The 24,933-nt window shown below is 71.7% G+C and carries 27 protein-coding genes and 1 pseudogene; 16 read left to right on the top strand and 12 right to left on the bottom strand.

Annotated elements, in window-relative coordinates; genetic code table 11:
* Nucleotides 1–225 precede the first annotated feature (225 nt).
* The 4 genes from AB0J12_RS25970 to AB0J12_RS25955 all read left to right on the top strand — a co-directional run bounded on the left by AB0J12_RS25970 (nucleotide 226) and on the right by AB0J12_RS25955 (nucleotide 4,177).
* Nucleotides 226–846, top strand: coding sequence for an L-threonylcarbamoyladenylate synthase (locus AB0J12_RS25970; RefSeq protein WP_363266795.1), 621 nt, complete (start codon nucleotides 226–228; stop codon nucleotides 844–846).
* Between the two features lie 90 nt (nucleotides 847–936).
* A complete protein-coding gene (locus AB0J12_RS25965; protein WP_363266794.1) occupies nucleotides 937–1,701 on the top strand; it encodes a dienelactone hydrolase family protein in 765 nt (254 codons plus the stop codon).
* Between the two features lie 150 nt (nucleotides 1,702–1,851).
* The gene (locus AB0J12_RS25960) at nucleotides 1,852–3,051 is read left to right on the top strand and encodes a glycoside hydrolase family 64 protein (protein ID WP_363266793.1); all 1,200 of its coding nucleotides are present in this window, start codon (nucleotides 1,852–1,854) and stop codon (nucleotides 3,049–3,051) included.
* Nucleotides 3,052–3,148: 97 nt separating this feature from the next.
* A complete protein-coding gene (locus AB0J12_RS25955; protein ID WP_363266805.1) occupies nucleotides 3,149–4,177 on the top strand; it encodes an LLM class flavin-dependent oxidoreductase in 1,029 nt (342 codons plus the stop codon).
* 1 nt (nucleotide 4,178) lies between these two features.
* On the opposite strand, the gene AB0J12_RS25950 is transcribed toward AB0J12_RS25955, so the two are convergent.
* The gene (locus tag AB0J12_RS25950) at nucleotides 4,179–5,153 is read right to left on the bottom strand and encodes a TauD/TfdA family dioxygenase (protein ID WP_363266792.1); all 975 of its coding nucleotides are present in this window, start codon (nucleotides 5,151–5,153) and stop codon (nucleotides 4,179–4,181) included.
* A 75-nt stretch (nucleotides 5,154–5,228) separates the two neighbouring features.
* On the bottom strand, nucleotides 5,229–6,770 hold the full coding sequence (locus AB0J12_RS25945; RefSeq protein ID WP_363266791.1) for a glycoside hydrolase family 32 protein: 1,542 nt from the start codon (nucleotides 6,768–6,770) through the stop codon (nucleotides 5,229–5,231).
* A gap of 159 nt (nucleotides 6,771–6,929) precedes the next feature.
* Here AB0J12_RS25945 and AB0J12_RS25940 point away from each other — a divergent pair, with 159 nt between their 5' ends.
* From AB0J12_RS25940 to AB0J12_RS25925, 4 genes are read left to right on the top strand one after another with little or no spacing between them, the layout of a single operon-like run.
* Nucleotides 6,930–8,339: an extracellular solute-binding protein gene (locus AB0J12_RS25940; RefSeq protein WP_363266790.1), complete on the top strand. Its 1,410-nt coding sequence runs from the start codon at nucleotides 6,930–6,932 to the stop codon at nucleotides 8,337–8,339.
* Nucleotides 8,336–9,289, top strand: a complete 954-nt coding sequence (locus AB0J12_RS25935; protein WP_363266789.1) for a sugar ABC transporter permease — start codon at nucleotides 8,336–8,338, stop codon at nucleotides 9,287–9,289. Before AB0J12_RS25940 ends, AB0J12_RS25935 begins: the two co-directional genes overlap by 4 nt.
* Nucleotides 9,290–9,303: 14 nt before the next feature.
* The gene (locus AB0J12_RS25930) at nucleotides 9,304–10,158 is read left to right on the top strand and encodes a carbohydrate ABC transporter permease (protein ID WP_363266788.1); all 855 of its coding nucleotides are present in this window, start codon (nucleotides 9,304–9,306) and stop codon (nucleotides 10,156–10,158) included.
* Nucleotides 10,155–11,534 carry a glycoside hydrolase family 32 protein gene (locus AB0J12_RS25925; RefSeq protein ID WP_363266787.1) on the top strand — a complete coding sequence of 460 codons (1,380 nt, stop codon included), beginning with the start codon at nucleotides 10,155–10,157 and terminating at the stop codon, nucleotides 11,532–11,534. Before AB0J12_RS25930 ends, AB0J12_RS25925 begins: the two co-directional genes overlap by 4 nt.
* On the opposite strand, the gene AB0J12_RS25920 is transcribed toward AB0J12_RS25925, so the two are convergent.
* Entirely contained in the window at nucleotides 11,497–12,558 is a 1,062-nt protein-coding gene (locus tag AB0J12_RS25920) for a LacI family DNA-binding transcriptional regulator (protein WP_363266804.1), read from the bottom strand. The two genes, AB0J12_RS25925 and AB0J12_RS25920, sit on opposite strands and share 38 nt — an antisense overlap.
* A 97-nt stretch (nucleotides 12,559–12,655) precedes the next feature.
* On the opposite strand from AB0J12_RS25920, the gene AB0J12_RS25915 reads away from it, so the two are divergent.
* Both AB0J12_RS25915 and AB0J12_RS25910 read left to right on the top strand, forming a co-directional pair.
* Nucleotides 12,656–13,489 carry an aldo/keto reductase gene (locus AB0J12_RS25915; RefSeq protein WP_363266786.1) on the top strand — a complete coding sequence of 278 codons (834 nt, stop codon included), beginning with the start codon at nucleotides 12,656–12,658 and terminating at the stop codon, nucleotides 13,487–13,489.
* A 100-nt stretch (nucleotides 13,490–13,589) separates the two neighbouring features.
* Nucleotides 13,590–14,168 (top strand): DNA polymerase ligase N-terminal domain-containing protein, encoded by a 579-nt coding sequence (locus tag AB0J12_RS25910; RefSeq protein ID WP_363266785.1) that lies wholly within the window; start codon nucleotides 13,590–13,592, stop codon nucleotides 14,166–14,168.
* 4 nt (nucleotides 14,169–14,172) lie between these two features.
* Here the strand turns inward: AB0J12_RS25910 and AB0J12_RS25905 are convergent, their stop codons facing one another.
* The 3 genes from AB0J12_RS25905 to AB0J12_RS25895 all read right to left on the bottom strand — a co-directional run bounded on the left by AB0J12_RS25905 (nucleotide 14,173) and on the right by AB0J12_RS25895 (nucleotide 15,659).
* A complete protein-coding gene (locus AB0J12_RS25905) occupies nucleotides 14,173–14,640 on the bottom strand; it encodes a peroxiredoxin (protein ID WP_363266784.1) in 468 nt (155 codons plus the stop codon).
* Entirely contained in the window at nucleotides 14,637–15,011 is a 375-nt protein-coding gene (locus AB0J12_RS25900; RefSeq protein WP_363266783.1) for a MauE/DoxX family redox-associated membrane protein, read from the bottom strand. Before AB0J12_RS25900 ends, AB0J12_RS25905 begins: the two co-directional genes overlap by 4 nt.
* Nucleotides 15,012–15,152: 141 nt before the next feature.
* Nucleotides 15,153–15,659, bottom strand: coding sequence for a MarR family transcriptional regulator (locus tag AB0J12_RS25895; protein WP_363266782.1), 507 nt, complete (start codon nucleotides 15,657–15,659; stop codon nucleotides 15,153–15,155).
* Between the two features lie 133 nt (nucleotides 15,660–15,792).
* Here AB0J12_RS25895 and ligD point away from each other — a divergent pair, with 133 nt between their 5' ends.
* Nucleotides 15,793–16,776, top strand: coding sequence for a non-homologous end-joining DNA ligase (gene ligD, locus AB0J12_RS25890; RefSeq protein ID WP_363266781.1), 984 nt, complete (start codon nucleotides 15,793–15,795; stop codon nucleotides 16,774–16,776).
* 124 nt (nucleotides 16,777–16,900) lie between these two features.
* A complete protein-coding gene (locus AB0J12_RS25885; RefSeq protein ID WP_363266780.1) occupies nucleotides 16,901–17,668 on the top strand; it encodes an NPP1 family protein in 768 nt (255 codons plus the stop codon).
* 24 nt (nucleotides 17,669–17,692) lie between these two features.
* On the opposite strand, the gene AB0J12_RS25880 is transcribed toward AB0J12_RS25885, so the two are convergent.
* Complete coding sequence (locus tag AB0J12_RS25880; protein WP_363266779.1) at nucleotides 17,693–17,986, bottom strand: YciI family protein; 294 nt, start codon at nucleotides 17,984–17,986, stop codon at nucleotides 17,693–17,695.
* Nucleotides 17,987–18,129: 143 nt separating this feature from the next.
* Here AB0J12_RS25880 and AB0J12_RS25875 point away from each other — a divergent pair.
* Nucleotides 18,130–18,318, top strand: a pseudogene (locus tag AB0J12_RS25875) (hypothetical protein); the annotation flags it as partial.
* A gap of 223 nt (nucleotides 18,319–18,541) precedes the next feature.
* Entirely contained in the window at nucleotides 18,542–19,477 is a 936-nt protein-coding gene (gene hemC / locus AB0J12_RS25870; RefSeq protein ID WP_363266778.1) for a hydroxymethylbilane synthase, read from the top strand.
* Nucleotides 19,478–19,516: 39 nt separating this feature from the next.
* On the opposite strand, the gene AB0J12_RS25865 is transcribed toward hemC, so the two are convergent.
* The 4 genes from AB0J12_RS25865 to AB0J12_RS25850 all read right to left on the bottom strand — a co-directional run bounded on the left by AB0J12_RS25865 (nucleotide 19,517) and on the right by AB0J12_RS25850 (nucleotide 22,489).
* Nucleotides 19,517–20,038 carry a hypothetical protein gene (locus tag AB0J12_RS25865; RefSeq protein WP_363266777.1) on the bottom strand — a complete coding sequence of 174 codons (522 nt, stop codon included), beginning with the start codon at nucleotides 20,036–20,038 and terminating at the stop codon, nucleotides 19,517–19,519.
* 216 nt (nucleotides 20,039–20,254) lie between these two features.
* A complete protein-coding gene (locus AB0J12_RS25860) occupies nucleotides 20,255–21,103 on the bottom strand; it encodes an ABC transporter permease (RefSeq protein ID WP_363266776.1) in 849 nt (282 codons plus the stop codon).
* Complete coding sequence (locus tag AB0J12_RS25855) at nucleotides 21,063–22,037, bottom strand: ATP-binding cassette domain-containing protein (RefSeq protein ID WP_363266775.1); 975 nt, start codon at nucleotides 22,035–22,037, stop codon at nucleotides 21,063–21,065. The genes AB0J12_RS25860 and AB0J12_RS25855 overlap by 41 nt, the downstream gene beginning before the upstream one ends.
* Complete coding sequence (locus tag AB0J12_RS25850) at nucleotides 22,034–22,489, bottom strand: MarR family transcriptional regulator (protein ID WP_363266803.1); 456 nt, start codon at nucleotides 22,487–22,489, stop codon at nucleotides 22,034–22,036. The genes AB0J12_RS25855 and AB0J12_RS25850 overlap by 4 nt, the downstream gene beginning before the upstream one ends.
* Before the next feature lie 283 nt (nucleotides 22,490–22,772).
* On the opposite strand from AB0J12_RS25850, the gene AB0J12_RS25845 reads away from it, so the two are divergent.
* Entirely contained in the window at nucleotides 22,773–23,564 is a 792-nt protein-coding gene (locus AB0J12_RS25845; RefSeq protein WP_363266774.1) for an RNA polymerase sigma factor SigF, read from the top strand.
* Nucleotides 23,565–23,647: 83 nt separating this feature from the next.
* Here the strand turns inward: AB0J12_RS25845 and AB0J12_RS25840 are convergent, their stop codons facing one another.
* A complete protein-coding gene (locus AB0J12_RS25840) occupies nucleotides 23,648–23,983 on the bottom strand; it encodes an ANTAR domain-containing protein (RefSeq protein ID WP_363266773.1) in 336 nt (111 codons plus the stop codon).
* 129 nt (nucleotides 23,984–24,112) lie between these two features.
* Here AB0J12_RS25840 and AB0J12_RS25835 point away from each other — a divergent pair, with 129 nt between their 5' ends.
* Complete coding sequence (locus tag AB0J12_RS25835) at nucleotides 24,113–24,922, top strand: VOC family protein (protein WP_363266772.1); 810 nt, start codon at nucleotides 24,113–24,115, stop codon at nucleotides 24,920–24,922.
* Nucleotides 24,923–24,933: the final 11 nt, after the last annotated feature.

The following is a 24,933-nucleotide window of genomic DNA, read 5'->3' as shown; positions in this document are numbered from 1 at the left end:
TCGGGGGGTGTCCGTCCTCGGTCCGGCCGCCCGTTCCCGACGAGCGCTCAGTGTGCCGGTGCCGGCCGCTGCGGGCGGACACCCCCCACCCCGGCCCCTTCCCGCCGTACGCGGGTGCCGGCCGTCGTCGGCTCCGGCTGCCGCCGCCCCGGTGGGGCAGGCCGTGGCACCAGCCGGCGGTGGGCAACGTCGGCGTGGGGGTCGTCGGGGGCATAAGCTCGGCGAATGGCGAAGTACTTCGACGTGCACCCCGACAACCCCCAGCCGCGCACCATCGCGCAGGTCGCCGCGAGTATCCGGGACGACGCGCTCGTCGCGTATCCGACGGACTCCTGCTACGCGCTGGGCTGCCGGCTCGGCAGCCGCGACGGCATGGAGCGGATCCGCTCCATCCGGCAGCTGGACGACCGGCACCATTTCACCCTGGTGTGCCAGGACTTCGCGCAGCTCGGCCAGTTCGTGCGGGTGGACAACGACGTGTTCCGGGCGATCAAGGCCTCGACGCCCGGCAGTTACACCTTCATCCTCCCGGCGACCAGGGAGGTGCCGCGCATGCTGCAGCACCCCAAGAAGAAGACCGTCGGCGTGCGCATCCCCGACCACACGGTCACCCAGGCGCTGGTCGCCGAGCTGGGGGAGCCGCTGGTGTCCAGCACGCTGCTGCTGCCCGGCGAGGAGGAGCCGATGACGCAGGGGTGGGAGATCAAGGACCGCCTCGACCATGTGCTGGACGCGGTGCTCGACTCCGGTGACTGCGGCACCGAGCCGACGACCGTCGTCGACTTCTCGGGCGGCGAGGCCGAGATCGTACGGCGCGGCGCCGGGGACGTGAGCCGCTTCGAGTAAGCGACACCGGCCTGGCGGGGAAGTCCGTGGTGTGTGCAACGATATTGGTCTCAGGAGCCAGGACCCGCCGACCGTGATGAGGTACGCACCATGACCTCCGTTCAGGGAACAGACGTCGAGATCCCGACCCCCGACGGCACCGCCGACGCCTACCTGACCCGCCCCGCCGACGGCCGGCCCCGTCCGGCCGTCCTGCTCTACCAGGACGCCTTCGGGCTGCGCCCGCACCTGCGGTCCATGGCCGACCGGATCGCGGGCGCCGGGTACACCGTGGTGGTGCCCAACGTCTTCTACCGGCACGGGCGGGCGCCGGTCGTGGAGCTGCCCGAGTTCATCGACCCGGCGGCACGTCCGGAGATGTGGCAGAAGCTGCGCCCGGTGATGCAGTCGCTGACGCCCGAGCGCGCGATGCGGGACGCCGGCGCCTATCTGGAGTGGCTGGCCGGCTCCCCGTACGTGGCGGACGGGCCGGTGGCGGTCACCGGTTACTGCATGGGAGCGCGGCTGGCGCTGCGCACGGCCGGCACCCATCCGGACCGGGTCGCCGCGGCGGCCGGCTTCCACGGCGGGCAGCTTGCGACGGACGCCCCGGACAGCCCTCATCTGGTGGCGGACCGGGTGAAGGCGGAGCTGTACTTCGGCCACGCCGACCAGGACCCGACCATGGACCCCGAGCAGATGCGGCGGCTGGAGGACGCGCTCACCGCGGCGGGCGTCCGGCACCGTTGCGAGGTCTACCCGGGCGCGCCGCACGGGTACACCCAGGCCGACACGTCCGCGTATCAGGAAGAGGGCGCGGAGCGGCACTGGGTCGCGCTGCTGGACCTTCTGGAGCGCGCCTTCGGCGAGGGCTGACCTCGGCGCGACGCCCGTGACCGTGGGGGCACGGGCGTCTTTCTTCTGTCTGAATTATTGACATGAGCGCGCCTCAACGGAAATCTGAGAGCGCTCTCAAAACGGTCCGGACCAAGTCCGGACGCCCCCCACACAGTACGGAGGTGCAGCGTGCTCGCACGCCTGAAGCACCGGGTCCTCGCCGCGACGGCGACAGCAGCCCTGATCGGTGGTGTCGTCGCCGTACAGGCGCCATCGACGGCGCAGGCCTCGGTGCCGGACACGATCAAGCTGAAACTGACGAACAACTCCGGCCGCACGGAGCCCGTCTACATCTATACGCTCGGCACTTCGCTGACGACCGGTCAGCAAGGGTGGGCCGACGCCGGCGGCGCCTTCCATCCCTGGCCGGGCGGCGGCACACCGCCCGTGCCCGCGCCGGACGCGTCGATCCCGGGGCCGTCCGCCGGGCAGTCGAAGACGATCCGCATCCCGAAGCTCTCCGGCCGGATCTATTTCTCCTACGGCCGCAAGCTGGACTTCCGGCTGGCGACCGGCGGGCTGGTGCAGCCGGCCGTGCAGAATCCGAGCGACCCCAACCGGGACATCCTCTTCAACTGGTCCGAGTACACGCTCAATGACAGTGGTCTGTGGCTCAACAGCACACAGGTGGACATGTTCTCCGCGCCGTACGCCGTCGGGGTGCAGCGTTCCGACGGCAGCACGGCGAGCACCGGGCACCTGAAGGCGGGCGGCTACCGCGCGGTGTTCGACGCACTGCGGGCCCAGGCGGGTGGCTGGGGCAAGCTGATCCAGACCCGGTCCGACGGTACGGCGCTGCGGGTGCTGTCCCCGGGGCACGGGCTGGAGAGCGGGGCGCTGCCGGCGTCCGTCATGGACGACTACATCAACCGGGTGTGGCAGAAGTACGCAGGTGCCACGTTGGCCGTGACCCCGTTCGCCGACCAGCCCGGCAAGAAATTCTACGGCCGGGTCTCCGGCGGCGTCATGAACTTCACCGACGGCACGGGCACGGTCGTCACGTCGTTCAGCAAGCCGGACGCGGACAGCGTCTTCGGCTGCCACAAGCTGCTCGACGCCCCCAACGACGCCGTGCGCGGCCCGATCTCGCGCACCCTGTGCGCGGGCTTCAACCGCACCACGCTGCTGACCAACCCCAGCCAGCCGGACACCTCCGCGGCCGGTTTCTACCAGGACGCCGTGACCAACCACTACGCCCGGGTCATCCACGACCGCATGGCCGACGGCACGGCGTACGCCTTCGCCTTCGACGACGTCGGGCACCACGAGTCCCTGGTGCACGACGGCGCCCCGCAGCAGGCGTATCTGACGCTGGATCCGCTGGACTGACCTCGCCCGGAACCGTTCATGTCGTCGCAATGATCGGGTCGTAGGATCGTCGCGAGATCGTGGACGGCACGCAGGTGCCCGGATGACGGAGGTGCCCGTGCCGCCCGCCGCACGCCCCCTGCGCAAGCTCGGCTTCCTGACCATCGGCCTGTTCGACGAGGCCGATCCCGGCCCGGGTCACGCGTCGACGCTGGAACTGATCGAGCTCGGTGAACGGCTCGGGTTCGACAGTGCCTGGGTGCGGCACCGGCACCTCCAGTACGGCGTCTCGTCCCCTGTGGCTGTACTGGCGGCGGCCTCGCAGCGCACCCGGCGCATCGAGCTGGGCACCGCGGTGATCCCGCTGGGCTGGGAGAACCCGCTGCGGCTGGCGGAGGATCTGGCGACGGTGGACGTCCTGTCCGGCGGCCGCCTCAACCCGGGCGTCAGCGTGGGCCCGCCGACGCACTACGACCAGGTCAAGGACGCCCTGCACCCGGACAGTGCCGAGGCCGAGGACTTCGGCTACGGGCGGCTGGAACGGCTGCTGGACGCGGTGCGGGGCAAGCCGGTCACGGACTTCAGCGGGAGGGAGGGGTTCGAATTCTTCTCCGACCGGGTCCAGCCGCACTCCCCCGGCCTCGGAGGCCGCCTCTGGTACGGCGGCGGCAGCCTGCGCTCGGCCGGGTGGGCCGGTGAGCACGGGATGAACCTGCTGACCAGCAGCGTCGTCAAGGCCGAGGAGAAGGACGGTCCGTGGGACTTCGCGCGGATCCAGCGGGATCTGATCCGCGCCTTCCGGGACTCCCACCCGGACGGCGCGGCCGCCCGCGTCTCCCAGGGGCTGGTCGTCGTCCCGACGGACTCCGCCACGCCCGGGCAGCGCGCCCGGTACGAGGCGTACGCGGCCGCGCGGCTGCCGCGCACGGCGTCCCCGCAGGGTCCCGGGCGGCTGCTGTTCGCCCCGGACCTGGTCGGCACGTCGGAGGAGATCGCCGCACGCCTGCACGCCGACCCCGCGTTCCGTGAGGTGGACGAGGTGGCGTTCGCGCTGCCGTTCACCTTCGGGCACGAGGACTACGTGCAGATCCTCACCGACACGGCGACCAGGCTGGGACCGGCACTGGGGTGGCGGCCCGCCGGCTGAGCTACCAGCGCCCGGGCGCGCTCCCGGTGATCGCCTCCGAGGGCCGGCCGTCCACCCCGGTGGGCACGTCCCCGGCGAGCATCACCCGGTGCATGATCCGCGGGAAGCCGAGGTGGGCGTTGTCGCCGGGCGCCAGGTGGATGGTGGCCCGGTTGTCCCAGAAGGCGACGGTGCCGGGCTCCCAGCGCAGGCGCACGGTGTACTCGGGGCGGACCGCCTGTTCCAGGAGCATGTCGAGGACGGCCCGGCTCTCGTGGCGGGAGAGCCCGGTGATCTGCTCGAGGTAGTAGCCGTTGACGAAGAGGACCCGCTCCTCCGTTTCCGGGTGGACCCGCACCAGCGGATGGACGGTGGCGGTCTGGTGGTCGAGCAGGTGGCGGACGTAGGCGTCGTCGCCGGGCCGCGACTGGTAGCCGACGCCGAGCCGGTGCTCGGCCCGCAGCCCGTCCACGAACTCCCGCACGGGCGCGGACAGTCCGGCGTACGCGGCGGCCAGGTTGGACCACGTGGTGTCGCCGCCGTACGGCGGGACGGTCTCGGCGCGCAGGATCGTCGCGGCCGGCGGGTCGACGCGGGCGCCGTGGTCGCAGTGCCAGCCGCGCAGCAGGGTGTGGCGGCGGCGCTGCAGCCACTCGTCGTGCTCCATGCCGAACCGGCCGCCCAGTTCCAGCCGGTCGGCGGTGGTCTCGACCTCCGGTACGCCTGCCGGGGAGGCGCTGCCGCGCCTGGGCAGCACCACCGGCTCGCCGAACCGGCGCGCGAACGCGACATGGGCGGCGTGGTCGAGGTCCTGCCCGCGGAAGAACACCACCTTCCAGCGCAGCACGGCCGCGCGGATGACCGCGACCACCGCGTCGTCCAGCTCCCCGGCCAGATCGACGCCGCTGATCTCGGCCCCGATGTACCCGGCGACCGGCCGCACCTCCACACCGTCCACCGGCGTCGTCCCGTCCGTCCCAGCGCTGTCGGTCGTCATACGCACTCCGGTGCTCGTGGGCGTTCACCTACCGCAAAGATCGTGACAGGGAACGCCCACCGGGGCGAGAACGCCTCACACCGTGAACTCCCGGATGACCACGTTCCGGAACACCGCGCTGCCGCCGATCGTGAACAGGGCCAGACCCGTGTCGACGAGGTACGGGAAGACCTCCGAGGAGTGCACATGGCGGCCGTCGTCGACGAACATCTCGACGCTGGTGCGGTCCACCAGGATCCGCAGTCGCACCGAGCGCGCCGCCGGGTCGAAGGGGCTGTGGCTCTCCTGCCAGCGGGCGGACGCGTCGGGGTTCACGGTGGGACGGCGGTTGAGGAAGGCGTAGTCGCCGTAGATCCCGGCGTCGATGTGCCGGCCGCCGTCGGGTGAGCGGCGCAGTTGCAGGCCGGCGCCGGTGAGCTGGTCCCAGGTGATCTCGCAGCTGACCTCGTAGGCGATGCCCCGGTAGTCCAGGACGCGGGTGCCGTCGACCGTCACATCGCCCAGCCGCACGGTCCGGGAGACGTACCGGTCCAGCGCGGCCACCGGGCGGGAGGCCAGGTGGTAACCGTCCGACGCGCGCACCAGGCGGATCTCGCGGACGATCGAGTCGGTGCCGTTGAAGCCGTCGCAGTCGATGGTGGGGGTGGTGTTCGCGTAGTCCCAGTTGTTCAGCCAGCCCAGCGCGTAACGCGCCCGCTCGTCGAGGGTGCCGCGGGCGTCCCGCTTGTCGAAGGTGACCGCCGCGTACCAGTCCCAGCCGTGGTCGAGCCACTGCGGTTCGGGCGCGTCGGGGGTGAAGTGCGTGCCGTCGAAGGAGCCCGTCCAGTAGGCGTAGGTGTTCGGCAGGCCCGCGCCCTTGCCGTTGGCGCTCGCGCCCAGGACCCACTTCGGCGTGCCGTCGTCGGCGGTGATACGGAACAGGTCGGGGCACTCCAGGACGCCGATGCCGTCGTGCGTGAAGGATCCGGCGGAGGTCCAGGTGCGCAGGTTCGGCGAGTGGTAGAAGCCGAGCTTGTTCCCCTCGGCGAGGGCCATCACCCAGCGGCCGCGCTCGTCGTCGCGGATCACCTTCGGGTCGCGGAAGTCGCGCACGCCCGGGTTGGGCAGGACGGGAGCGGTGCCGTAGGGGGCGAAGGTGCGGCCGCCGTCGGTGGAGTAGTACAGGAACTGGGCCTGGGAGGTGGGGCCGTCGTCGGGCGACATGGTCACCAGGACGACGACCGCGCCCTTGCCGAAGCCCGCCGTGCCGTCGGTGTCCACGACCGCCGAGCCCGACCAGACGTCGCCGTTGGGGGTGGTGTCCTTGGGCACGGCGATGCCGCGGTCGGTGAAGGAGACCAGGTCGGAGCTGGTGGCCAGGCGCCAGGCGGTGCCGACGGCGCCGGTCGTGTAGTCCGCGTTGTACAGGTAGTAGTACCGGTACTCGCCGTCGATCCAGACCGGGCGCTGCGGGTCGTTCTTCCACTGGTCGGGCACGGTGAGGTGATAGCGGGCACGGTAGCTGGCGCAGCCCGCGGAAGCCTTCGGCTGTGCCGCTGCCGGTAGGGCCGGCAGCAGCGCCGCCGTCGCGCCCACGGCCGAGCCGGCGAACAACGCTCTCCGGGACATTCCACGCATCACACATCGTTCCTCTCGTCGGAAACGGCGACTCATGTGGACCAGGACTGTAGACCTAACTCGTTAAAGGTCAAGGCGTGCAACAGTCTTGACAGGGGCGTAACGCAGTTCTCATCATCTGGGGCATCAGTGCTCGACTAACACGAGTTAGGCCCCTCGATGACCGACCCGCACCTCCCGCGCCGCACACTGCTGCGGTACGGCGCCTACGGCACGGCCGCCGCTGCCGTCGCCGGTACCGCCGCGAGCTGGGACCGGCTCACCGGAGCCGACATCCCCGGCCGCGACGACGGCTCCCTCGTCGTCGCGACCCTCGGCTCCGCGTTCTCCCCGGACGGCGTGCGCACCCTGCTGGACGGCTTCCGCAGGCTGCATCCCGACATCAAGGTCCGTATCAACGCCGTGCAGGCCGTGGACTGGTCGGACTTCTTCGCCAAGATCCTCACCCAGATCGCCGCGGGCACCGCGCCCGACCTGGTCTATGTGGCGACCGAGGGCGTGCAGCTGTTCGCGCAGCGGCTCGGCGTGGCGCTGGACCGCTGGGTGAAGCGCGACGCGGCCGAGCTGCGCGAGTACTTCGCCGACGTCCACCCCTCGCTGGTCGAGTCGATGATGTACGAGGGGAGCCTGTACCAGCTGCCGATCGAGTTCAACGCGGCCGACATGTACCTCAGCACGCAGGTGCTGCGGCGGGCCGGTGCCGACTTCCCGGACGCGGAGTGGACCCGGGACGACTTCACCGCGCTGCTGCGCCGGATGAAGCAGGCGAGCGACTCCCACTTCACGCCGTACTTCTGGACCAACCGGCTGTGGGGCGGCGTGGTGCCCTGGCTGTTCGCGAACGACACCAACCTGCTGGCCGAGTCCAAGGCACCGGGCGGCGACTGGCTGTGGAACGCCTTCTACCCGGCCGATCAGCGGCACGGCCGCGGCGGCGGCTTCCGCTGGAGGACCCCGCAGGCCACCTCCGACCGGGTCGAGGAGACGTACGACTACCTCGCCTCCCTGGTGCGGGACGGGCTGTGCAGCCGCCCCGAGGGCGGCAACGGGCAGAACCTGATCGGTGTGTTCTCCACCGGCCGGGTCGGCGTCACACCCGCGGGCGGCTTCTGGGCCGGCGGCCTGCATCTGGCGGGGGTGCGGCCGGACGGCTTCGACACGCAGTACTTCCCGCGCTGGCGCACCCACCGTATGCAGTACGGCGCGGCCGGCTACGCCATGCTGCGCACCTCGAAGCGGCAGGACGAGGCATGGGAGTTCATCAAGTACTCCGCACGCCGCGACACCCTGTCCCAGCTGTTCAGCACCAACCAGACGACCCCGGCCCGCCGCTCGATGCTGACGGCCGACCGCTACCGGGAGACCGGCCCGGCGCACTGGCGGGTCTTCTACGACACCCTCGACCGGTTCCCCGACACGGGACCGATCCCGGCGCCGCCGCAGGTCGCCGAGGTGGAGCAGGTGCTGCTGAAGCACACCGGCACCGCGCTGTCCGCCCCGCGCGCCGTGCGTCCCGCGCTGCGCCGGATGCAGGGCGACCTGGAGAAGGCCATGGAGCGTGAGATATGACGAACACCCAGGTCCCGCCGGCGCGCACCACGCGCCCGAAAGCGCAGGCGGCCGCAGCGTCCCGGCCGGGCCCGCGCGAGCGGGGCACACGGCTGCTAGCCACGCTGTTCCTCGCGCCCACGATCGTCGGCATCGTCGTCTTCACGGTCGTGCCGATCGTCGGCTCGGTGGTGCTGAGCCTGTTCCACTGGAACGTGATCGACTCCCCCGCCTTCGCCGGGGTGGCCAACTATCGCGAGGTGTTCGGCGACTCCACCGTGCTGGTCTCCTTCCGCAACACGCTGGTGTTCATGGTGCTGGCCGTCGTGCTGCAACTGCTGATCGCGCTGGTGCTGGCGATCGTGGTGAACGGGCGGATGCCGGTGTGGCTGCGCTCGGTGTTCCGCTCGGCGTTCTTCTTTCCGCTGGTGCTGTCGGCGGCGTCGATCTCGGTGGTGATGAAGTACCTGTTCAACCAGGACTTCGGTGTCGTGAACTGGGCGCTCGGGCTGATCGGGATCGCCCCGGTGCCGTGGCTGACGTCGGAGCACGCGGCGATGGCGGCGGTGATCCTGGTCTATGTCTGGCAGCAGTTCGGGTTCTCGTTCCTGCTGTTCGTGGGCGGTCTGAACAACATCCCGAAGGAGGTCCACGAGGCGGCCTCCCTCGACGGGGCGACCGGCCTGCGCAAGCACCTGTCCATCACCCTGCCGTTGCTGTCTCCGACGCTGCTGGTGGCGTCCGTGGTGGGCATCATCAACGCCCTCCAGGTCTTCGAGCAGCCGTACGTGCTGACGAACGGCGGGCCCGGCGACTCCACCCGCACGGTGGTGATGGTCATCTACGAGACCGCGTTCGAGCAGCTGCGCTTCGGTGAGGCGTCCGCGGTCGGCGTGCTGCTGTTCGTGCTGATCATGGCCGTCACCGCCCTCCAGTTCCGGCTCAGCCGGCGTTTCGTCCACTACCAGTGAGCCCGGTGAGCGACATGAGCCAAGCGACCCCGACCCTGAGCCGTACCCGGAACTCCCTCGCGCCGTGGGCGCGCATCGCCGGTCTCACGGTCTGCGCGCTGCTGACCCTCGGTCCGGTGATCTGGACCCTGTCCACCTCGCTGCGCACTCCCGCCGAGTCCTTCGACCTGCCGCCGCGGATCATCCCGGCGCACCCCACGACGGAGGCGTACCGCGGGGTGTTCGACCAGATCGACGTGTGGCTGCTGGCGCTGAACTCCACGCTGGTGACCGCGCTGATCGCGACCGGCCAGATGATCACCGCGGGCCTGGCGGGCTACGCCTTCGCCCGTCTCGAGTTCCGCTTCAAAAAGCCCCTGTTCGGCCTGGTCCTGGCGACGATGATGGTGCCGTTGCAGGTGACGATCGTGCCGGTCTTCCTGGTCCTGAAGACGATGGGGCTGACCGACACCCTGCTCGGGCTGATCGTCCCCGCCTTCCCCACCGCGTTCGGCACCTTCCTGATGCGCCAGTACTTCCTCGGCATGCCGAAGGACCTCGGCGAGGCGGCGATGCTGGACGGCGCGGGCCCGTGGCGGATCTTCCGGTCCGTGTACGCGCCGCTGGCCGCGCCCGGCCTCGCCATCGTCGGCGTCCTCGCCTTCAACTACCACTGGAACGAGTTCTTCCGGCCGCTGATCCTGGAGACCTCCAACCAGAACTACACGCTGCCGCTCGGCCTGGTCTCCCTGCAGGGCAACCTCGGCACCGGTTCGATCTCCGTCGTCCTCGCCGGAGTCGTGCTGTCCATGATCCCGGCCGTCGCCGTCTTCCTCGTCGGCCAGCGCCCTCTCCGTGAGGGCATCACCTCCGCAGGAGTCAACCGTTGAGCCTCGCCCACGCCCCGCGCTTCCGGGTCCGTCCGCCCGCCCACTGGGTCAACGACCCCAACGGGCCCTTCCGTTGGCGCGGCCGGTACCACCTCTTCTACCAGCACAACCCCGAGGCTCCGGTGCACGGCAACATCCACTGGGGGCATGCCTCCAGCCCTGACCTGGCCCACTGGACCCACCACCCGATCGCGCTGACGCCCGCCCCCGGCGGCCCCGACGAGGCGGGCTGCTGGTCGGGGTGCGTGGTCGACGACGACGGCGTGCCGACCGCCGTGTACACCGGGATCGACCATCACCACAGCGGCCTCGGTGCCGTCTGCCTGGCCCGCGCCGCCGACCCGGACGACGCCACGCTCACCGAGTGGAAGGCGCTGCCGGAGCCCGTGCTGTCCGGCCCGCCCGAGGGACTGGACGTGGTGATGTTCCGCGACCCGTTCGTCTTCCGCCACGCCGGCCACCGGTGGGCGCTGGTCGGCGCGGGCCACGCCGACGGTACGCCGTCGGTCCTGCTGTACGACTGCGACGACCTGGCGGCATGGCGGTTCGCCGGGGTGCTGCTGGACGGCAACGACCCGGTCGCGGCGGACGCGTTCGGCGACAAGGCGGTGGGCTGGGAGTGCCCTCAGCTCGCCCTCACACCGGGCGGTGCGTGGGTGCTGGTGCTGTCGCTGTGGGACGGCGACCCGTGCAGCACCGGCTACCTGACGGGGCTTTTGGCGGACGACGCCGAAGGCGGCCTGCGCTTCGAGGCCGGCGCGGGGGGCCGCCTCGACCACGGCCGCGACTTCTACGCGCCCGCCGTGCTCCAGGAACCGGACCGCGCCCTGCTGTGGGGCTGGTCCTGGGAGGCGCGGGACCCGGCCGAGGTGGAGCGTGCGGGCTGGGCCGGCGTGCTCACCGCCCCCCGGGTCCTCGACGTGACCGCGGACGGCTCCCTGTGCCTCTCCCCCGCCCCGGAACTGGCCCTCCTGCGCGCACCCGAGCCGTTCGTGACGGCGCCGGTCCGGACACCGCTGCCCGAGGCGTACGACCTGGAGGTCACCGCGAGCGCGCCGGTCAACCTGTCTCTGCTGCGGTCGGAGTCCGGTGACGAGCTGACCGTCCGGCTGGACCCCGAAGCGGGCACGGTAACCGTGGACCGCTCCGCCTGGCCCCGGGTGGGCCGGGAGGGCTCGGCCCCGCTTGTGCTGCGGACCCCGGCCCGCAGCGTACGGCTCCTGGTCGACGGCTCCCTGCTGGAGCTGTTCGCCGACGACCGGTCCATGGTCACCGAGCGTGTCTACCGGAGCCCGTCCGACGTCGCCGAGCTGACCGTCACCGGCGAGGGGGTCGCCGTCACCGGGTGGGCGCTGGTCCCACCGACGCACGGCTGACCACCGGGCACGCGATCCGCCGGACCGTCGCGGCCGGCGTACGGCCCGTATCGATCGCGTCCAGCAGCAGCACGGCGGCGGCCTCGCCCATCTCCCGGTGCGGCAGCGCCACGCTCGTCAGGGCGGGGGTGAGGAAGGCGGCCATGTGCTCCTGGTCGTCGTAACCGACGACGGACAGGTCACCGGGGACGTCGATCCCGAGCCGGGTCGCGGCGTGCAGGATGCCCGCCGCGACCCGGTCGTTGTAGGCGAAGATCCCGGTGGGGCGGCGGTCGGCCGGAACACCCTCGAGCAGCCGCACCGCACCCTCGTAACCGCCGGCGATCTCCCCGCCGGTGCGCACCACCCACTCCTTGGGCACCGTGATGCCCTCGGCGCGCAGCGTGTCGCGGAAGCCGCGCAGCCGCTCCACGGACGCGATGTCGTCGAGGCCGCCGATGTGCGCGAGGCGCCGGTGGCCCTGGTCGAGCAGCAGCCGGGCAGCCGTACGACCGCCGGCGCGTTCGGCGGGGATGACGGCGGGCAGGGAGTCGTCCTCGGGCAGGCAGTTGGCCAGCACGGAGTGGGTGCGGTGCAGGCCCTCGGGGACCCGGACGCGGCGCAGGGACATCGCCGCGTAGATGATGCCGTCCACGCGCCGGTCGAGCAGCTCGGCGACGGCCGCGTCCTCCTTGGCCGGGTCGCCGCCGGAGTCGACGGTGAGGACCAGGTGCTCCCTGCCCCACGCGGTCTCCATGGCGCCGCGCAGCAGCCGCCCGGCGAACGGCGAGGACGCGATCTCGTCGGTGACCAGCCCGATCACGGCCGTACGACGGCGGCGCAGGCCGCGCGCGACCGGGTCGGGGCGGTAGCCGAGCTGGGCGGCGGCCTGCCGGATGCGTTCCTGGGTGGCGGGCGAGAGGTTGCCCTCGGCCCGGCCGTTGAAGACGAAGGAGACCGCGGTGTGCGACACCCCGGCGAGCCGTGCCACGTCACGTGACGTGGCACGGGTGCCCGTGGTGCGCTGTTCCTCGGTGCCGCCCATGCCGTCCGCTGCCCTCATCCCCACCCGGTCCGGTTGATCACTGCTCACCCTATCCGTGACGCTGGTAGGACGACACAGCCGAGGGAAGGTCCGACCCGTGAGCGACATCCCGACGTACACCCTCAACGACGGCCTGGTGATCCCCGCCCTGGGGCTCGGCACCTGGCCGATGGACGACGCCCTCGCCGAGCAGGCCGTGCGCGGCGCCCTCGGCCTGGGCTACCGCCTGGTGGACACCGCGGCGAACTACGGCAACGAGACCGGCGTCGGCCGGGGCATCGCGGGCAGCGGCGTACCCCGCGAGGACGTGGTGGTGACCACCAAGCTGCCGGGCCGCCACCACGGCTACGAGGAGACCCTCGCCTCCTTCGAGGAGTCCCGCCGGCGCCTCGGCCTCGACCACGTGGATCTCTACCTGATCCACTGGCCGCTCCCCCGCCTCGACAAGTACGTCGACTCCTGGAGGGCGATGATCAAACTGCGGGAGGAGGGCCTGGTCCGCTCGATCGGCGTCTCCAACTTCACCGCGGAGCACATCACGCGCCTTCAGAAGGAGACCGGGGTCCTGCCGAGCGTGAACCAGATCGAGCTGCACCCGCTGTTCCCGCAGCCGGAGCTGCGCGCCTTCCACGCGGACAAGGGCATCGTGACGGAGAGCTGGAGTCCGCTGGGCCGGGGCAGCCATCTGCTGGACGACCCAAGGATCGCCGGCATCGCCCGCAGGTACGGGGTGTCGCCCGGGCAGGTCGTGCTGCGCTGGCATGTCCAGCTGGGCGCGCTGCCGATCCCCAAGTCCGCCGACCACGAGCGCCGGCGGGACAACCTGGACGTCTTCGGCTTCGCACTGGACGCCGAGGAGATGGAGGCCGTCGGACACCACCACAGCCCGCACCGGCTGGGCGGCGACCCGGAGACCCACGAGGAGTTCTGAGCCGCCGCGCGGGTACCCGTCGCTCGCGTCGGAAGGCTCGCGTCGGAAGACTCGCGTCGGAAGACTCGCGTCGGAAGGCTGGCGTCGGAAGGAGGAATCGGTGGAGCGCTTGCGGGAGTACCACGCCAAACGGGACTTCGACCGCACGGCGGAGCCACAGGGTGACACGACGGCCGCGAGCGACGAGCCGCGTTTCGTGGTCCAGATCCACGACGCGCGCCGGATGCATTTCGACTTCCGGTTGCAGGTCGGCGACGTGCTGAAGTCCTGGTCGGTGCCGAAGGGGCCGTCCGGCGACCCGCACGACAAGCGGCTGGCGGTGCCGACCGAGGACCACCCGCTGGAGTACGAGGACTTCGAGGGCGTGATCCCCAAGGGCGAGTACGGCGGCGGCACGGTGATCGTCTGGGATGCCGGGACCTACGAGCCGCTGAGCCACGACCGCCGGGGCCGTCCCGTCGACTTCGCCGAGTCGCTGGAGCGCGGGCACGCCACGTTCCGGCTGAAGGGGAGCAAGCTGCGCGGCGACTACGCGCTCACCCGGTTCAGGGACGGCGACTGGCTGCTGGTCAAGGCCGGGCACGGCGCACACGGGCGCGGCACGCCCGACCCGCGCCGTGCCCGCTCGGTGCGCACCGGCCGGACGCTGGCCCAGGTCGCGGCCGACGCCGGCGGGTGAGCCGTCACTCGCGGTGCTTGCGCAGCGCGGCCAGCGCCCGGTCCGCGTGCGTGTTCATGCGCAGTTCGCTGCGGACGACCTCCAGGACCGTGCGGTCCTCGGCGATGACGAAAGTGACCCGTTTGGTGGGCGCGAGGGAGAATCCGCGCTTCACACCGAACCGCTCACGCACGGCGCCGTCGACGTCGGAGAGCAGCGGCACTCCCAGCGCATGACGCGCGGCGAACTCCTGCTGGCGGTCCACGGCGTCAGCGCTGATGCCGACCGCGCGGGCCCCCACGGCGGCGAACTCGGCGGCCAGGTCACGGAAGTGGCAGGCCTCGGCCGTGCAGCCGGGTGTGAGAGCGGCCGGGTAGAAGAAGAGCACGACCGGCCCGTCGGCAAGCAGTTCGGTGAGCCGCCGGGTACGGCCCGTCTCATCGGGCAGCACGAAGTCCTCGACCCGTTCCCCGACGGTGGGCGCATCGCTCACGGCCGCACCCCCGCGGCGCGGGCGACGCCACGCGCCCACAGCACGAGCGGCACCTGGAGGGGCAGCCGCGCGACGGCCGCTGTCCTCTGCGGGGTGGGACGGTCACGCCAGTCGACGGCCATCTTCACGTTGGCCGGGAACACCCCTACGAAGAACGCGGCAGCCGCCAGCGCGGCGGTCCGCCGGGTGCGCGGAACCGCCAGGCCCGCCGCGAGGGCCAGTTCGGCGGCGCCACTGCCGTACGTCCAGGCGCGCGGCCGCCCGGGCAGAGCCCGCGGGATGGTCGCGTCGAACGAACGGGGCGCGGCGAAGTGGGCGACACCGGCCGTGGCCAGCAGACCGGCGAGCAGCAGGGGCGAGCGTTGGGACACGGTTCCTCCTGAAGGTGGCCAGGCGCGCGATATTACTGGAGAGTAGGACCACGCGGACACCCCCACCGGGGCCCCGGCTCACAGCGACAGCAGGGGCGACGCACGCCGCGACGTGCCGCGAGGGGCCGCCGCAGGCGACGATCAGACGTCGTCCTCCTCCTCCTCCACCGCCGCGGCCCGGGCCAAGAAGTCGTCGACCATGCGATGGAACAGCGTGGCGAGTTGCCGCAGGTCCTCCGTGGACCACTCGGCCAACGCGAGCTGCATGCCGCGCGCCCCCGCGTCCCGGACGGCGTCCACCGCACGGCGCCCCGCATCCGTGAGCTGGATGCGCTGGGCGCGCCCGTCGTCCGGATCGGGCACCCGCGTGACGTATCCGGACTTCTGCAGCTGCTGCACGGTACGCGTCACGTGCGAGGCCTCCACACCGAGCCGGTTGGCCAGCTCCCCGGAGCGCAGCGGCTCGGAGTCGGCGACCTGGCGCAGCAACGCCACGGCGGCCCGGTCCAGCGGAACGCCCGCCAGGGTCATCAGCCGCTCGTGCTGCCGCGCCCGGGTGCTGAGATAGGTGATGCGGTTCAGGGCGCGCTCGATCTCGGCGACTTCCGGGGAGGCAGCGGGGGCGGCGGGAAGCGGTGATGTTGCCATGGAACCCACGGTACCATATAGTTGCGTAACTCAAGTAAATGCGTTTCCGGGCCTGCGCCGCACGCCGCCCCGTTCAGGCGAATCCCGCGTCCACCGCGCGTGACCCCGACCTCTTCCGTCCACCTTTCAGGACGTGACCCTGCCACTGATCGTTCCCATGCTCGCCACACCCGGCACCCTGCCGCCCGCCTCTCAGGACTCCCGCTGGGCCTATGAAACGAAGCAGGACGGGCAGCGGGTCGTGGCGTATCTGGCCGGGGACGGCACCGTGGTGCTGCGGGCCCGCTCCGGGGAAGTGATCACCGCCGCCTACCCGGAGCTGCACGCGCTGGGCGACGCTCTCGGCGGCACTGCGGCCGTTCTGGACGGCGAGGTGCTGGCGCTGGACGCGCGGGGACGGGCCGACTTCCAGTTGCTGCAGTCCCGGATGGGGCTCGCCCACGCCCCGGCCCGCGCGGCGCGCAAGGCGGCCGAGCAGCCCGTCCATCTCGTCCTGTTCGACGTCCTGCACCTCGCCGGCCGCTCGCTGCTGGCCCTGCCGTACCGGCAACGGCGCGCCCAGCTGGAGGCGCTCGGCCTGCACGGGCCGTACTGGTCGACCCCCGCGGCACTCGTCGGTCATGGCGCCCAGGCGCTGGCGGCAACCCGCGAACACGGCCTGGAGGGCCTGGTGTGCAAGCGCCTGGACTCCGTGTACGAGCCGGGGGTGCGCTCCCGCGCCTGGATCAAGATCCGCAACATGCACGGCGTCGACGTGATCGTCGGCGGCTGGCTGCCGGGCAAGGGGCGGCTGTCGGGGCTGCCGGGCGCGGTGCTGGTCGGCCAGCGTGACGCGGCCGGCGCACTGCGGTACGTGGGCGGCGTCGGCACCGGCTGGAGCGAGCAGGAAAGGACCCATCTGGCGCACCTGCTGGGGGAGTTGGCGACCGGCACCTGCCCGTTCACGCCCGGCCCGCGGGTGCCGGGCGCCCAGTGGGTGCTGCCCCGGCTCGTCGGCGAGGTGCGGTACAGCACCCGGACCCGGGCGGGGATGCTGCGTCAGCCGTCCTGGCTGCGGCTGCGGCAGGACCTCACACCCGAGGAGTCGGCCGCCGAACTGCCCGACACCTCGTCATGATCCTTCTGTTCGACGGGACTTCACCGGAGATACGCTCCGACCCTCTTGGCGCGGACATGCAAAACGCGGGACGCTGAACGCCCCCACAGCCGCCCGGCCGCACCCGTGCCAGGAGGAGGACGCAGTGACGTTCAAGGCCCACAGCAGGAGATGGCTCACCGGACTCGGCGCCGCGCTCGCGCTTGTCGTCGCCGTCCCCACCACCGCCTTCGCCGCCCCGCCGCAGGCTCTGCCGGCCGACGCCGACAGCCTGGAGCGCACCTACCAGCCCGCCTTCGACTACGACACCGACGGCTGCTATCCCACCCCGGCCATCGGCCCGGACGGCACCGTCAACGGCGGGCTCAACCCGACCGGCGCCCTCAACGGCAACTGCCACGACGCCGCGGACCTGGACAACACCAACGGCTACTCACGCTCCCGGTGCAACAACGGCTGGTGCGTCATCCTCTACGGCCTGTACTTCGAGAAGGACCAGGCCCTGCCCGGCAGCAGCCTCGGCGGACACCGCCACGACTGGGAACACGTGGCGGTGTGGGTGCAGGACAACCAGGTCAAGTACGTCTCCACGTCCAACCACGGCTCGTTCACCGTGCACGCGGCGTCCGAGGTCCGCTTCGAGGGCACCCACCCGAAGGTCGTCTATCACAAGGACGGCATCAGCACGCACTGCTTCCGGCTGGCGGGCGCGAACGACGAGCCGCCGGAGAACCACAAACACACCTGGCAGTACCCGCCGCTCGTCGGCTGGAACGGCTACCCGCCGGGCATCCGCGAGAAGCTGAGCGCCTACGACTTCGGCAGCGCGAACTTCGGCCTGAAGGACGCGAGCTTCGCCTCCCACCTGGCCTCGGCCAAGCCCGCCGGCATCCCCTTCGACCCGAACGCCTGACCACCGGCCGCCGCCGCGTTCCGCTCACGCCTCGGCCTTGAGGCCCTCCAGACCGGGTGTGACCAGCAAGGGAACGAACTCCACGACATGGTGCGCGGCGACGCCGTTGAGCAGGTACGGATCGGTGGCCAGGATCCGGTAGAGCTCCTCGGCGGGCATCGAGGCGGCGAGGTAGACACCACCCGTCAACGGCACTTGCCGCCCGGCTGCCAGCAGCAGTCCCTGCGCGACGAGGTCGTTCAGCCAGTCGCCGTGGGCGGGTCGGTACGGATCCACTTCGGGCAGCGGCACGGTATAAGTCACGGTGACGACGAACATGCCGCGGACCGTAGCCGACCCCCGGCCGCACAGCGACCGGGTTTCCCGTCGGCCGAGACCGACAGGCCCAGGGCTCCCGCCGTGGGACGGCTTCGGACCGCAGGCCGATCCGCGGTCGGGGGACTCGGCGTAGCGTCCGCATCATGACCGCGAACGACAGCACGGGAGAACTCGACGAGGCGTTCGAGCGCCTGCACGCCACCGGTACGGAACGGCTGGGGCGGCTCACCAACCACGCCCCCATGGTGGTCGAGGCGCTCGCCCCGCACGGCCGGGCCGGCGCCGTGCACCGCCGGCTGGATCTGTACCGCCGCAAGCTGGAGGACTTCCCCGGCGCTCGCGCACGGCGACGAGCACGTGATCAAGCTGACCGACACCGCCCTGGACGTCGGTGACGAACAGGCCTTGGCCGCCGCGCTGCGCGCAGCCGAACTCAGCGAACCGCTGGTGTGACGCGCCCGTGAGGCGGGCCTGACCGAGGTGCGACGGCAGACCCCGGCCTGGACGGCCCGGCCGTGGCGCGCGGATCGGTGGGAAGGGTCTATCGTGACCCGCATGTCCGCTCCGGAACTGATCCGCATCGTCTCGCGTGACTCACCGATGGCTCTGGCTCAAGTGGAGCGTGTCCGCGCCGAGTTGGCCGCCGTCCATCCAGGGGTGCGCACCGAGGTCGTACCGGTGAAGACCACCGGCGACAAGTGGCTCGGCGATCTGTCCCAGGTCGAGGGCAAGGGGGCCTTCACCAAGGAGGTCGACGCGGCCCTGCTGGCCGGGGAGGCCGACCTCGCGGTGCACTGCGTCAAGGACGTGCCCGCCGACCGGCCGCTGCCGGCCGGGACGGTCTTCGCCGCGTTCCTGAAGCGGGACGACATCCGGGACGCCCTCGTGCACCCGGGCGGGCTCACCCTGGACGAGCTCCCCGCCGGCACCCGCGTCGGCACCTCGTCGGTGCGCCGGATCGCCCAACTGGCGGCCACCCACCCGCATCTGACGTGCGTCCCGTTCCGCGGCAACGCCAACCGGCGGCTGGAGAAGCTGGCGGCCGGGGAGGCCGACGCGCTGCTGCTGGCCATGTCGGGTCTGGAGCGCATCGGGCGGCCGGACGTCATCAGCGAGGTCCTCTCCCCCGACGTGATGATGCCGCCGATCGGCGCGGGCATCCTCGCCCTGCAGTGCCGGGAGGACGACGGCGACCTCATCGACGCCGTCAGCGCGCTCGGCGATCCCGACACGCATCGGGAGGCCACGGCGGAGCGGATGTTCCTGCATGTGCTCCAGGGCCACTGCAACAGCCCGATCGCCGGCTTCGCCCGCGTGGACCGCGGCGGAGAACTCTCGCTGCGCGCCTGCGTCTTCACCCCGGACGGCAAGACCCGCCTGAACGCCCACGAGTGGGCCGGGCGGCTGGATCCGGCGACGCTGGGCACGTCGGTGGCGGTGGCGCTGCTGCGGCAGGGCGCCCGCGAGATCATCGACGGCATCGCGCACTGAGCGGACAACGTCGCGGCTTCGCGGCCGGTGGCCTGAGTGTCAGGCGGTGCCCTCTTCGGCCTGGTCGCGCAGGAAGGTGCTGACCTGGTGGGCCAGGCAGTCCCGGCCCGCGCCGGCCGGGACGTGGGAGGGCTGCGCCTTCACGCCCAGGCCGCCGGTCCACATCCGGCGCTCCGCCCACTCCTCGTCGACGCGCAGCTGGACCTGGACGTCCACCTGACGCAGGGCGTCCTCGGGTCCGGCGGCGAACAGCACGGCCGTGACCCGGCGCAGCGGATACACGTCGAAGCCCTCGATGAACTGCGAGTTGCGCCAGTCGATGAAGGCGCCCTCGCCGTCGGGCCCGATGCGCACGTCGATCTGGCCGTCCTCGAGGTGGACGCCGAACCGCTCGGGTCCGCGGTTCTCGACCGTGACCCGCAGCGCGAAGTACGTCAGCCCCTCGGCCGCGTCGTCCCGTCCGCGCGGCGGCTCCGCCTGCTCCAGACGGTGGACGCGGACGCGCAGACCGGCATGCTCCTCGTACTCGTGCCAGTCCCCGACCACGTTCGGCTCGTACACAGTCCACCTCTCGACTTCTGAGAGCTGCTTCCTATCCAGGCGGTCAGGGCACTGTCAAATGCGCCTCATGCGCTGTGGCCAGCGGATTCGGCGCAGGTGATCGATGATCAAGCCGTGCGCAGGGACAATCGGTTTCCGGTCGTTCGGCCGGTTTTCGGGGGCGTGCCGCACATCACGTCCGCGGCCATGATCACCGATCTTGACGGTGAGTCATGATCAGCGGGCCAGCCGGCCCAGCAGCGAGGAGGCGGCGGCGATGCCGAGCGCGGCGGCCACCAGGAGCACCGCGAAGTCCGCGCCGAGGTGTGCCGGGGTGCCCAGCAGCAGCCCGCGCAGGGCGTCGACCTGGTAGCTGAGCGGATTGGCCCGGCTCACGGCCTGGAGCCAGCCGGGCATGACGGAGACCGGGTAGAGCGCGTTGGAGCCGAAGAACAGCGGCATGGTGATCGCCTGTCCGAAGCCCATCAGCCGGTCGCGGCTGAGCACGATGCCGGCGATGGTCATCGACAGGCAGGAGAAGAAGGCCGATCCGAGGACCACGGCCGCCGCGACGGCGAGCAGCTTCAGCGGGTTCCAGGTCAGCGCGACGCCGAGCGCCGCGGCGATGACGAGGACGACGACCGCCTGCACAAGTGCCTTGGCCCCGGCGGCGAATGCCTTGCCGGTGATGAGCGCGGCACGTGGAGTGGGCGTGACCAGCAGCTTGTTGAGGACTCCGGCGTCGCGCTCCCAGATGATCTGGATGCCGTAGAAGATGGCGATGAACATCGCGGACTGCGCGATGATGCCGGGCGCCAGGTAGTCGACGTACGGGATTCCGCCGGTCGGGATCGCCCGGATGCGGGTGAAGGTCTGACCGAAGATCAGGAGCCAGAGGGCGGGCTGTACGGCACGGGTGTACAGCTCGGTGCGGTCGTGGCGCAGCTTCTGCAGTTCGACCGCGCACATCGCGAACACCCGGGCGGGCACCAGCCGCCACGGCGCCCTCGGCTCGGGCGGGCGGAGCAGGAGGCCGAGCGCCGGGTCAGCCGACGCGGCGTGCGGTGCGACGGGTTGATCGGACATCGCGGAAGTCTCCTGAGGTGTCGTCGAGGCCGCTGCCGGCGACGTCGCGGAAGACGTCCTCCAGCGTGGCCGGGGTCGCCGTGCCGCGCCGCTCGGCGAGCCGCTCGCGCAGTGCTGCGGGGGTGCCGAGGGCCCGGATACGGCCGCGGTGCATCAGGCCGACCCGGTCGCAGTACTGGTCGGCCTCGTCCATGTAGTGCGTGGTCACCAGGACCGTCATGCCGGTGGCGGCGCGCACGGCGTTGATGTGCTCCCACACGCCGGTGCGGGCGATGGGGTCCAGGCCGATGGTCGGCTCGTCGAGGATCAGCAGACGGGGCGCGCTGACCAGCGCCTGGGCGAGTTCGAGGCGGCGGACCATACCGCCGGAGTAGGTGCCGGCGAGCCGGTCGGCGGCGTCGGCGAGGTCGACGGCCGTCAGCGCCTGGGAGACCCGGGCGGCGCGCTCGCGGCGCGGCACGTCGAAGACGCGGGCGAAGAGGGCGACGTTCTCCCGGCCGGTCAGGCTCGCGTCGGCGGACAACTGCTGCGGGACGTACCCGAGCAGCCGCCGTACGGCCATGCGCTCGCGGGCCGCGTCGTGGCCGAAGACTCCGACCGTGCCCGGCGGGACCGGGAGCAGGGTGGTCAGGCAGCGGATCGCGGTGGTCTTGCCGGCGCCGTTCGGCCCGAGCAGTCCGAAGACCTCGCCTCGCCGGACGGTCAGATCGAGTCCGTCGACGGCCTTGGTCGCACCGAAGGCGTACACCAGGCCGGTGCACGACACGGCATCGGAAACTGGGTCGGTCGGGGGGCCGTCCACCGGGCCGGTCGCGGGATCGGTCACGGGGCTGGACCCCGGACCGGTCTCGGTGTCGGTGTCGGTGTCGGTGTCGGAGCCGGCCATGAGATCGGTCGTGGGATCGGGCTTGGGATCGGTCATGGGATCGGTCATGGCGTCTCCCCCTCCTGCCTCAGGCTCTCGGCCAGCCGGCGCAGCGCGGGTACCGCGGCGCGCAGGGCCTCCCGGTCGGCCTCGGGCAGCTCGGCGAGGTGGCGGTCCAGCAGTTCGGCGCGGCGCTCCTGCCAGTCGCGCAGCCGCTTGAGGGCGGCGTCGGTCGGCAGCAGGCGGGCGGCGCGCCGGTCGGCGGGATCCGTCTCGCGAATCAGGTAGCCGTCCCGGACCAGGTGATTGACCAGGGTGGAGACGGAATTGCCCGCGAGGTACAGCTCCTTGGCCGCCTCGGAGATCCCGATGCCGGGCCGCGCCTCGACCAGCCGCAGCAGCTCGACCTCGGCGCCGCGCAGCCGTGGCGCGGTCAGCCCGGCGCGCAGCCGGCGCCGGGTCAGCCGGTGCACGCCGACGAGGGCACCGGCGAGCTCTTCCGGGAGGGCGTCCTGGCCCACAACGTCCACAACGCCGAGGTTAGCTCTGAGTCAGAGGCATCCCGACCAAGGGCCGGTCAAGAGACGCCGCGCTCACGCAGTGTCGGTGGCCTTTCGCAAATCACCACGTTCTTCGCGAATGGGGTTTCACTCGTATGGAAGAGGGGAATCTGCTTCTCAGTGCTTCGGACAGGAGGCACCTCCGTGGGGCCGGTGTGCCGGGCCCGACGCCCTCCATGTCCGGTCCGCGTGCTCGTCCCACGGTGTCTGTCCACCCAGCATCCGCTGAGGGAGGCGCGCATCGATGCGTACCGCCATCAGGACGCAGCAGCATCCGCACGACGACGCCCCCGACACCGCCGCCGACTTCGCCCGGCTGGCGACTCTGCCCGACGGCACCGAACGCAGGGCGCTGCGAGACGAGCTGGTCCGCCTCTGGCTGCCGATGGCCGAGCGGATCGCCGTACGGTTCCGGGGGCGCGGGGAGTCCCTCGAGGACCTGTACCAGGTCGCGGCGCTCGGACTCGTGAAGGCCGTCGACCACTTCGACCCGGACCGCGGCGGCGCCTTCGAGGCGTACGCCGTGCCGACGATCACCGGTGAGATCAAACGGCACTTCCGCGACCACATGTGGACGCTGCACGTGCCGCGCCGGGTCCAGGACCTGCGCAACCGCGTGCGGCGCGCGGTCAAGGAACTCGGTCAGACCATCCCGGGCCGGGCCCCCACCGTCGCCGAGATCGCCGCGTTCGCGCAGCTCACCGAGCAGGAGGTGCGCACCGGCATGGAGGCGCTGGAGTGCTTCTCCGCGCTGTCGCTGGAGGCGGAGATGCCCGGCACCGACGGCTACGCCCTCGGGGACGCGCTCGGCGGCCCGGACCCGGGCTACGACACCGTCGTGGACCGCGAGGCCGTGAAGCCGTGCCTGCAGGCGCTCCCGGAGCGCGAGCGCACCATCCTCTACCTGCGGTTCTTCAAGGGCATGACGCAGAGCGGGATCGCCGAGCAGCTGGGCATCTCGCAGATGCACGTCTCCCGGCTGCTCAGCGGCTGCTTCGCCCAGCTGCGCGAGGAGATCCTCGCCGATCGCCCGTGATCCACGCAGTGGTCTTCGATCCGGGCGCTGATCCCCGCAGTGGTCCAGGCAGTGATCCAGACAGTGGTCCAGATGCGGGGGCGTCACCCGATCGGTGGCGTCCCCGGGATCTGGGTGGGGCCGTGGCGGTCCAGGGCGTCCTCCAGCTCCGCACGGATCTGCTGCGGCATCTCGCCGTTGCGCGCCCAGATCAGTATCAGCTCCGCGACATTGCGCAGTTTGATGTTGGTGTGCTGGGAGACTTCCTTCAGGACGCGCCAGCCCTGATCAGGTGACATCCGGCCGAGCGCCACGATCATTCCGATCGCCTGGTCCACCACGGCGTGCGAGGTGACCGCTTCCTTGAGCTGATCCACTTCTTCCTGGAGCTCGAAGAGCCGACCGGTTTCGTCGTCCTGGTCCCGCGGTACTCGTCCCACCCTCCCACGTTGCCCCCGGGGGCCACCCGCCGCCACCGGGGGTATTCGACAGGCGGCCCGCAGGGATCCGGTCGGACACTGGAGGTGGACCGGCGGCCGACCGGCCGAAGAGATCAGGACGCGAGCGCCATGAACCACGACACGCCACCCTCCCCACGAGCGACAGAGGTCGTCTCGTCCCACCACGTCTTCGGCGCACCCTGCTGGGTGAGCCTGACCAGTCGCGATCTGGAGGCGACCCAGGACTTCTATTCGGCGGTGCTCGGATGGAAGTGGCGCAAAGGGAAGCTGGGTGACCGGTTCCGGATCGCGCTGGCCGACGACGTGCCGGTCGCCGGGATCGCCGCGGTCGCCACGATGTGGCAGATGGCGGTGGCGTGGACGCCGTACTTCGCGGTGCCGAGCGCGGACGAGGCCGTCTCGCGGGCGCGCGAGCGCGGGGGGACGGTGGCCGTGGGCCCGATCTCGCTCCCGCCGGGGCGGGCCGCGCTGATCGCGGACCGCGACGGGGCGACGTTCGGCATATGGGAGGGCGAGCTCTTCACGAACTGGGAGAACTGGCGGCAGGCCGCGCCGGCCTTCATCCGGCTGCACACCCGCAACGCCTTCGACGCGGCGATCTTCTATGGCGAGATCCTCGACTGGGCCTCGCGGCTGCCCGGCTGCTGCGAGGTGGGCTACGAGGGCAACGAGGTCGTGCTGCGCAGCGAGGGCGAGGTCGTGGCCCGGATCGAGTCGGGCGCGCTGGAGGCGGCGCCCGATCCGACGATCCGGCCGCACTGGCAGGTCCACTTCGCCGTGGCCGACGTGACGGCGTGCGCGTTGGCGGCGGAACAGCATGGGGGCAGCGTGCTGGGCAAGGGGGCGGATGAGGCTGTGCTGCGGGATCCGGACGGGGCGCAGTTCACGATCACCTCGCGTACGGTGACGCGCCGCTGAGGGGGGCGGGG

The organism is Streptomyces sp. NPDC049915, from assembly GCF_040656475.1.
Classification (GTDB): Bacteria; Actinomycetota; Actinomycetes; order Streptomycetales; family Streptomycetaceae; genus Streptomyces.
This window is presented reverse-complemented; position numbering and strand designations above follow the sequence as displayed.

What these genes read in the sequence shown, in the direction of transcription:
- AB0J12_RS25970 (WP_363266795.1), top strand. Translation starts at nt 226, where the DNA reads ATGGCGAAGTACTTCGACGTGCACCCCGACAACCCCCAGCCGCGCACC.
- AB0J12_RS25965 (WP_363266794.1), top strand. Translation starts at nt 937, where the DNA reads ATGACCTCCGTTCAGGGAACAGACGTCGAGATCCCGACCCCCGACGGC.
- AB0J12_RS25950 (WP_363266792.1), bottom strand. Translation starts at nt 5,153, where the DNA reads ATGACGACCGACAGCGCTGGGACGGACGGGACGACGCCGGTGGACGGT.
- AB0J12_RS25945 (WP_363266791.1), bottom strand. Translation starts at nt 6,770, where the DNA reads ATGCGTGGAATGTCCCGGAGAGCGTTGTTCGCCGGCTCGGCCGTGGGC.
- AB0J12_RS25940 (WP_363266790.1), top strand. Translation starts at nt 6,930, where the DNA reads ATGACCGACCCGCACCTCCCGCGCCGCACACTGCTGCGGTACGGCGCC.
- AB0J12_RS25935 (WP_363266789.1), top strand. Translation starts at nt 8,336, where the DNA reads ATGACGAACACCCAGGTCCCGCCGGCGCGCACCACGCGCCCGAAAGCG.
- AB0J12_RS25930 (WP_363266788.1), top strand. Translation starts at nt 9,304, where the DNA reads ATGAGCCAAGCGACCCCGACCCTGAGCCGTACCCGGAACTCCCTCGCG.
- AB0J12_RS25920 (WP_363266804.1), bottom strand. Translation starts at nt 12,558, where the DNA reads ATGGGCGGCACCGAGGAACAGCGCACCACGGGCACCCGTGCCACGTCA.
- AB0J12_RS25895 (WP_363266782.1), bottom strand. Translation starts at nt 15,659, where the DNA reads ATGGCAACATCACCGCTTCCCGCCGCCCCCGCTGCCTCCCCGGAAGTC.
- AB0J12_RS25880 (WP_363266779.1), bottom strand. Translation starts at nt 17,986, where the DNA reads ATGTTCGTCGTCACCGTGACTTATACCGTGCCGCTGCCCGAAGTGGAT.
- hemC (WP_363266778.1), top strand. Translation starts at nt 18,542, where the DNA reads ATGTCCGCTCCGGAACTGATCCGCATCGTCTCGCGTGACTCACCGATG.
- AB0J12_RS25860 (WP_363266776.1), bottom strand. Translation starts at nt 21,103, where the DNA reads ATGTCCGATCAACCCGTCGCACCGCACGCCGCGTCGGCTGACCCGGCG.
- AB0J12_RS25855 (WP_363266775.1), bottom strand. Translation starts at nt 22,037, where the DNA reads ATGACCGATCCCATGACCGATCCCAAGCCCGATCCCACGACCGATCTC.
- AB0J12_RS25845 (WP_363266774.1), top strand. Translation starts at nt 22,773, where the DNA reads ATGCGTACCGCCATCAGGACGCAGCAGCATCCGCACGACGACGCCCCC.
- AB0J12_RS25835 (WP_363266772.1), top strand. Translation starts at nt 24,113, where the DNA reads ATGAACCACGACACGCCACCCTCCCCACGAGCGACAGAGGTCGTCTCG.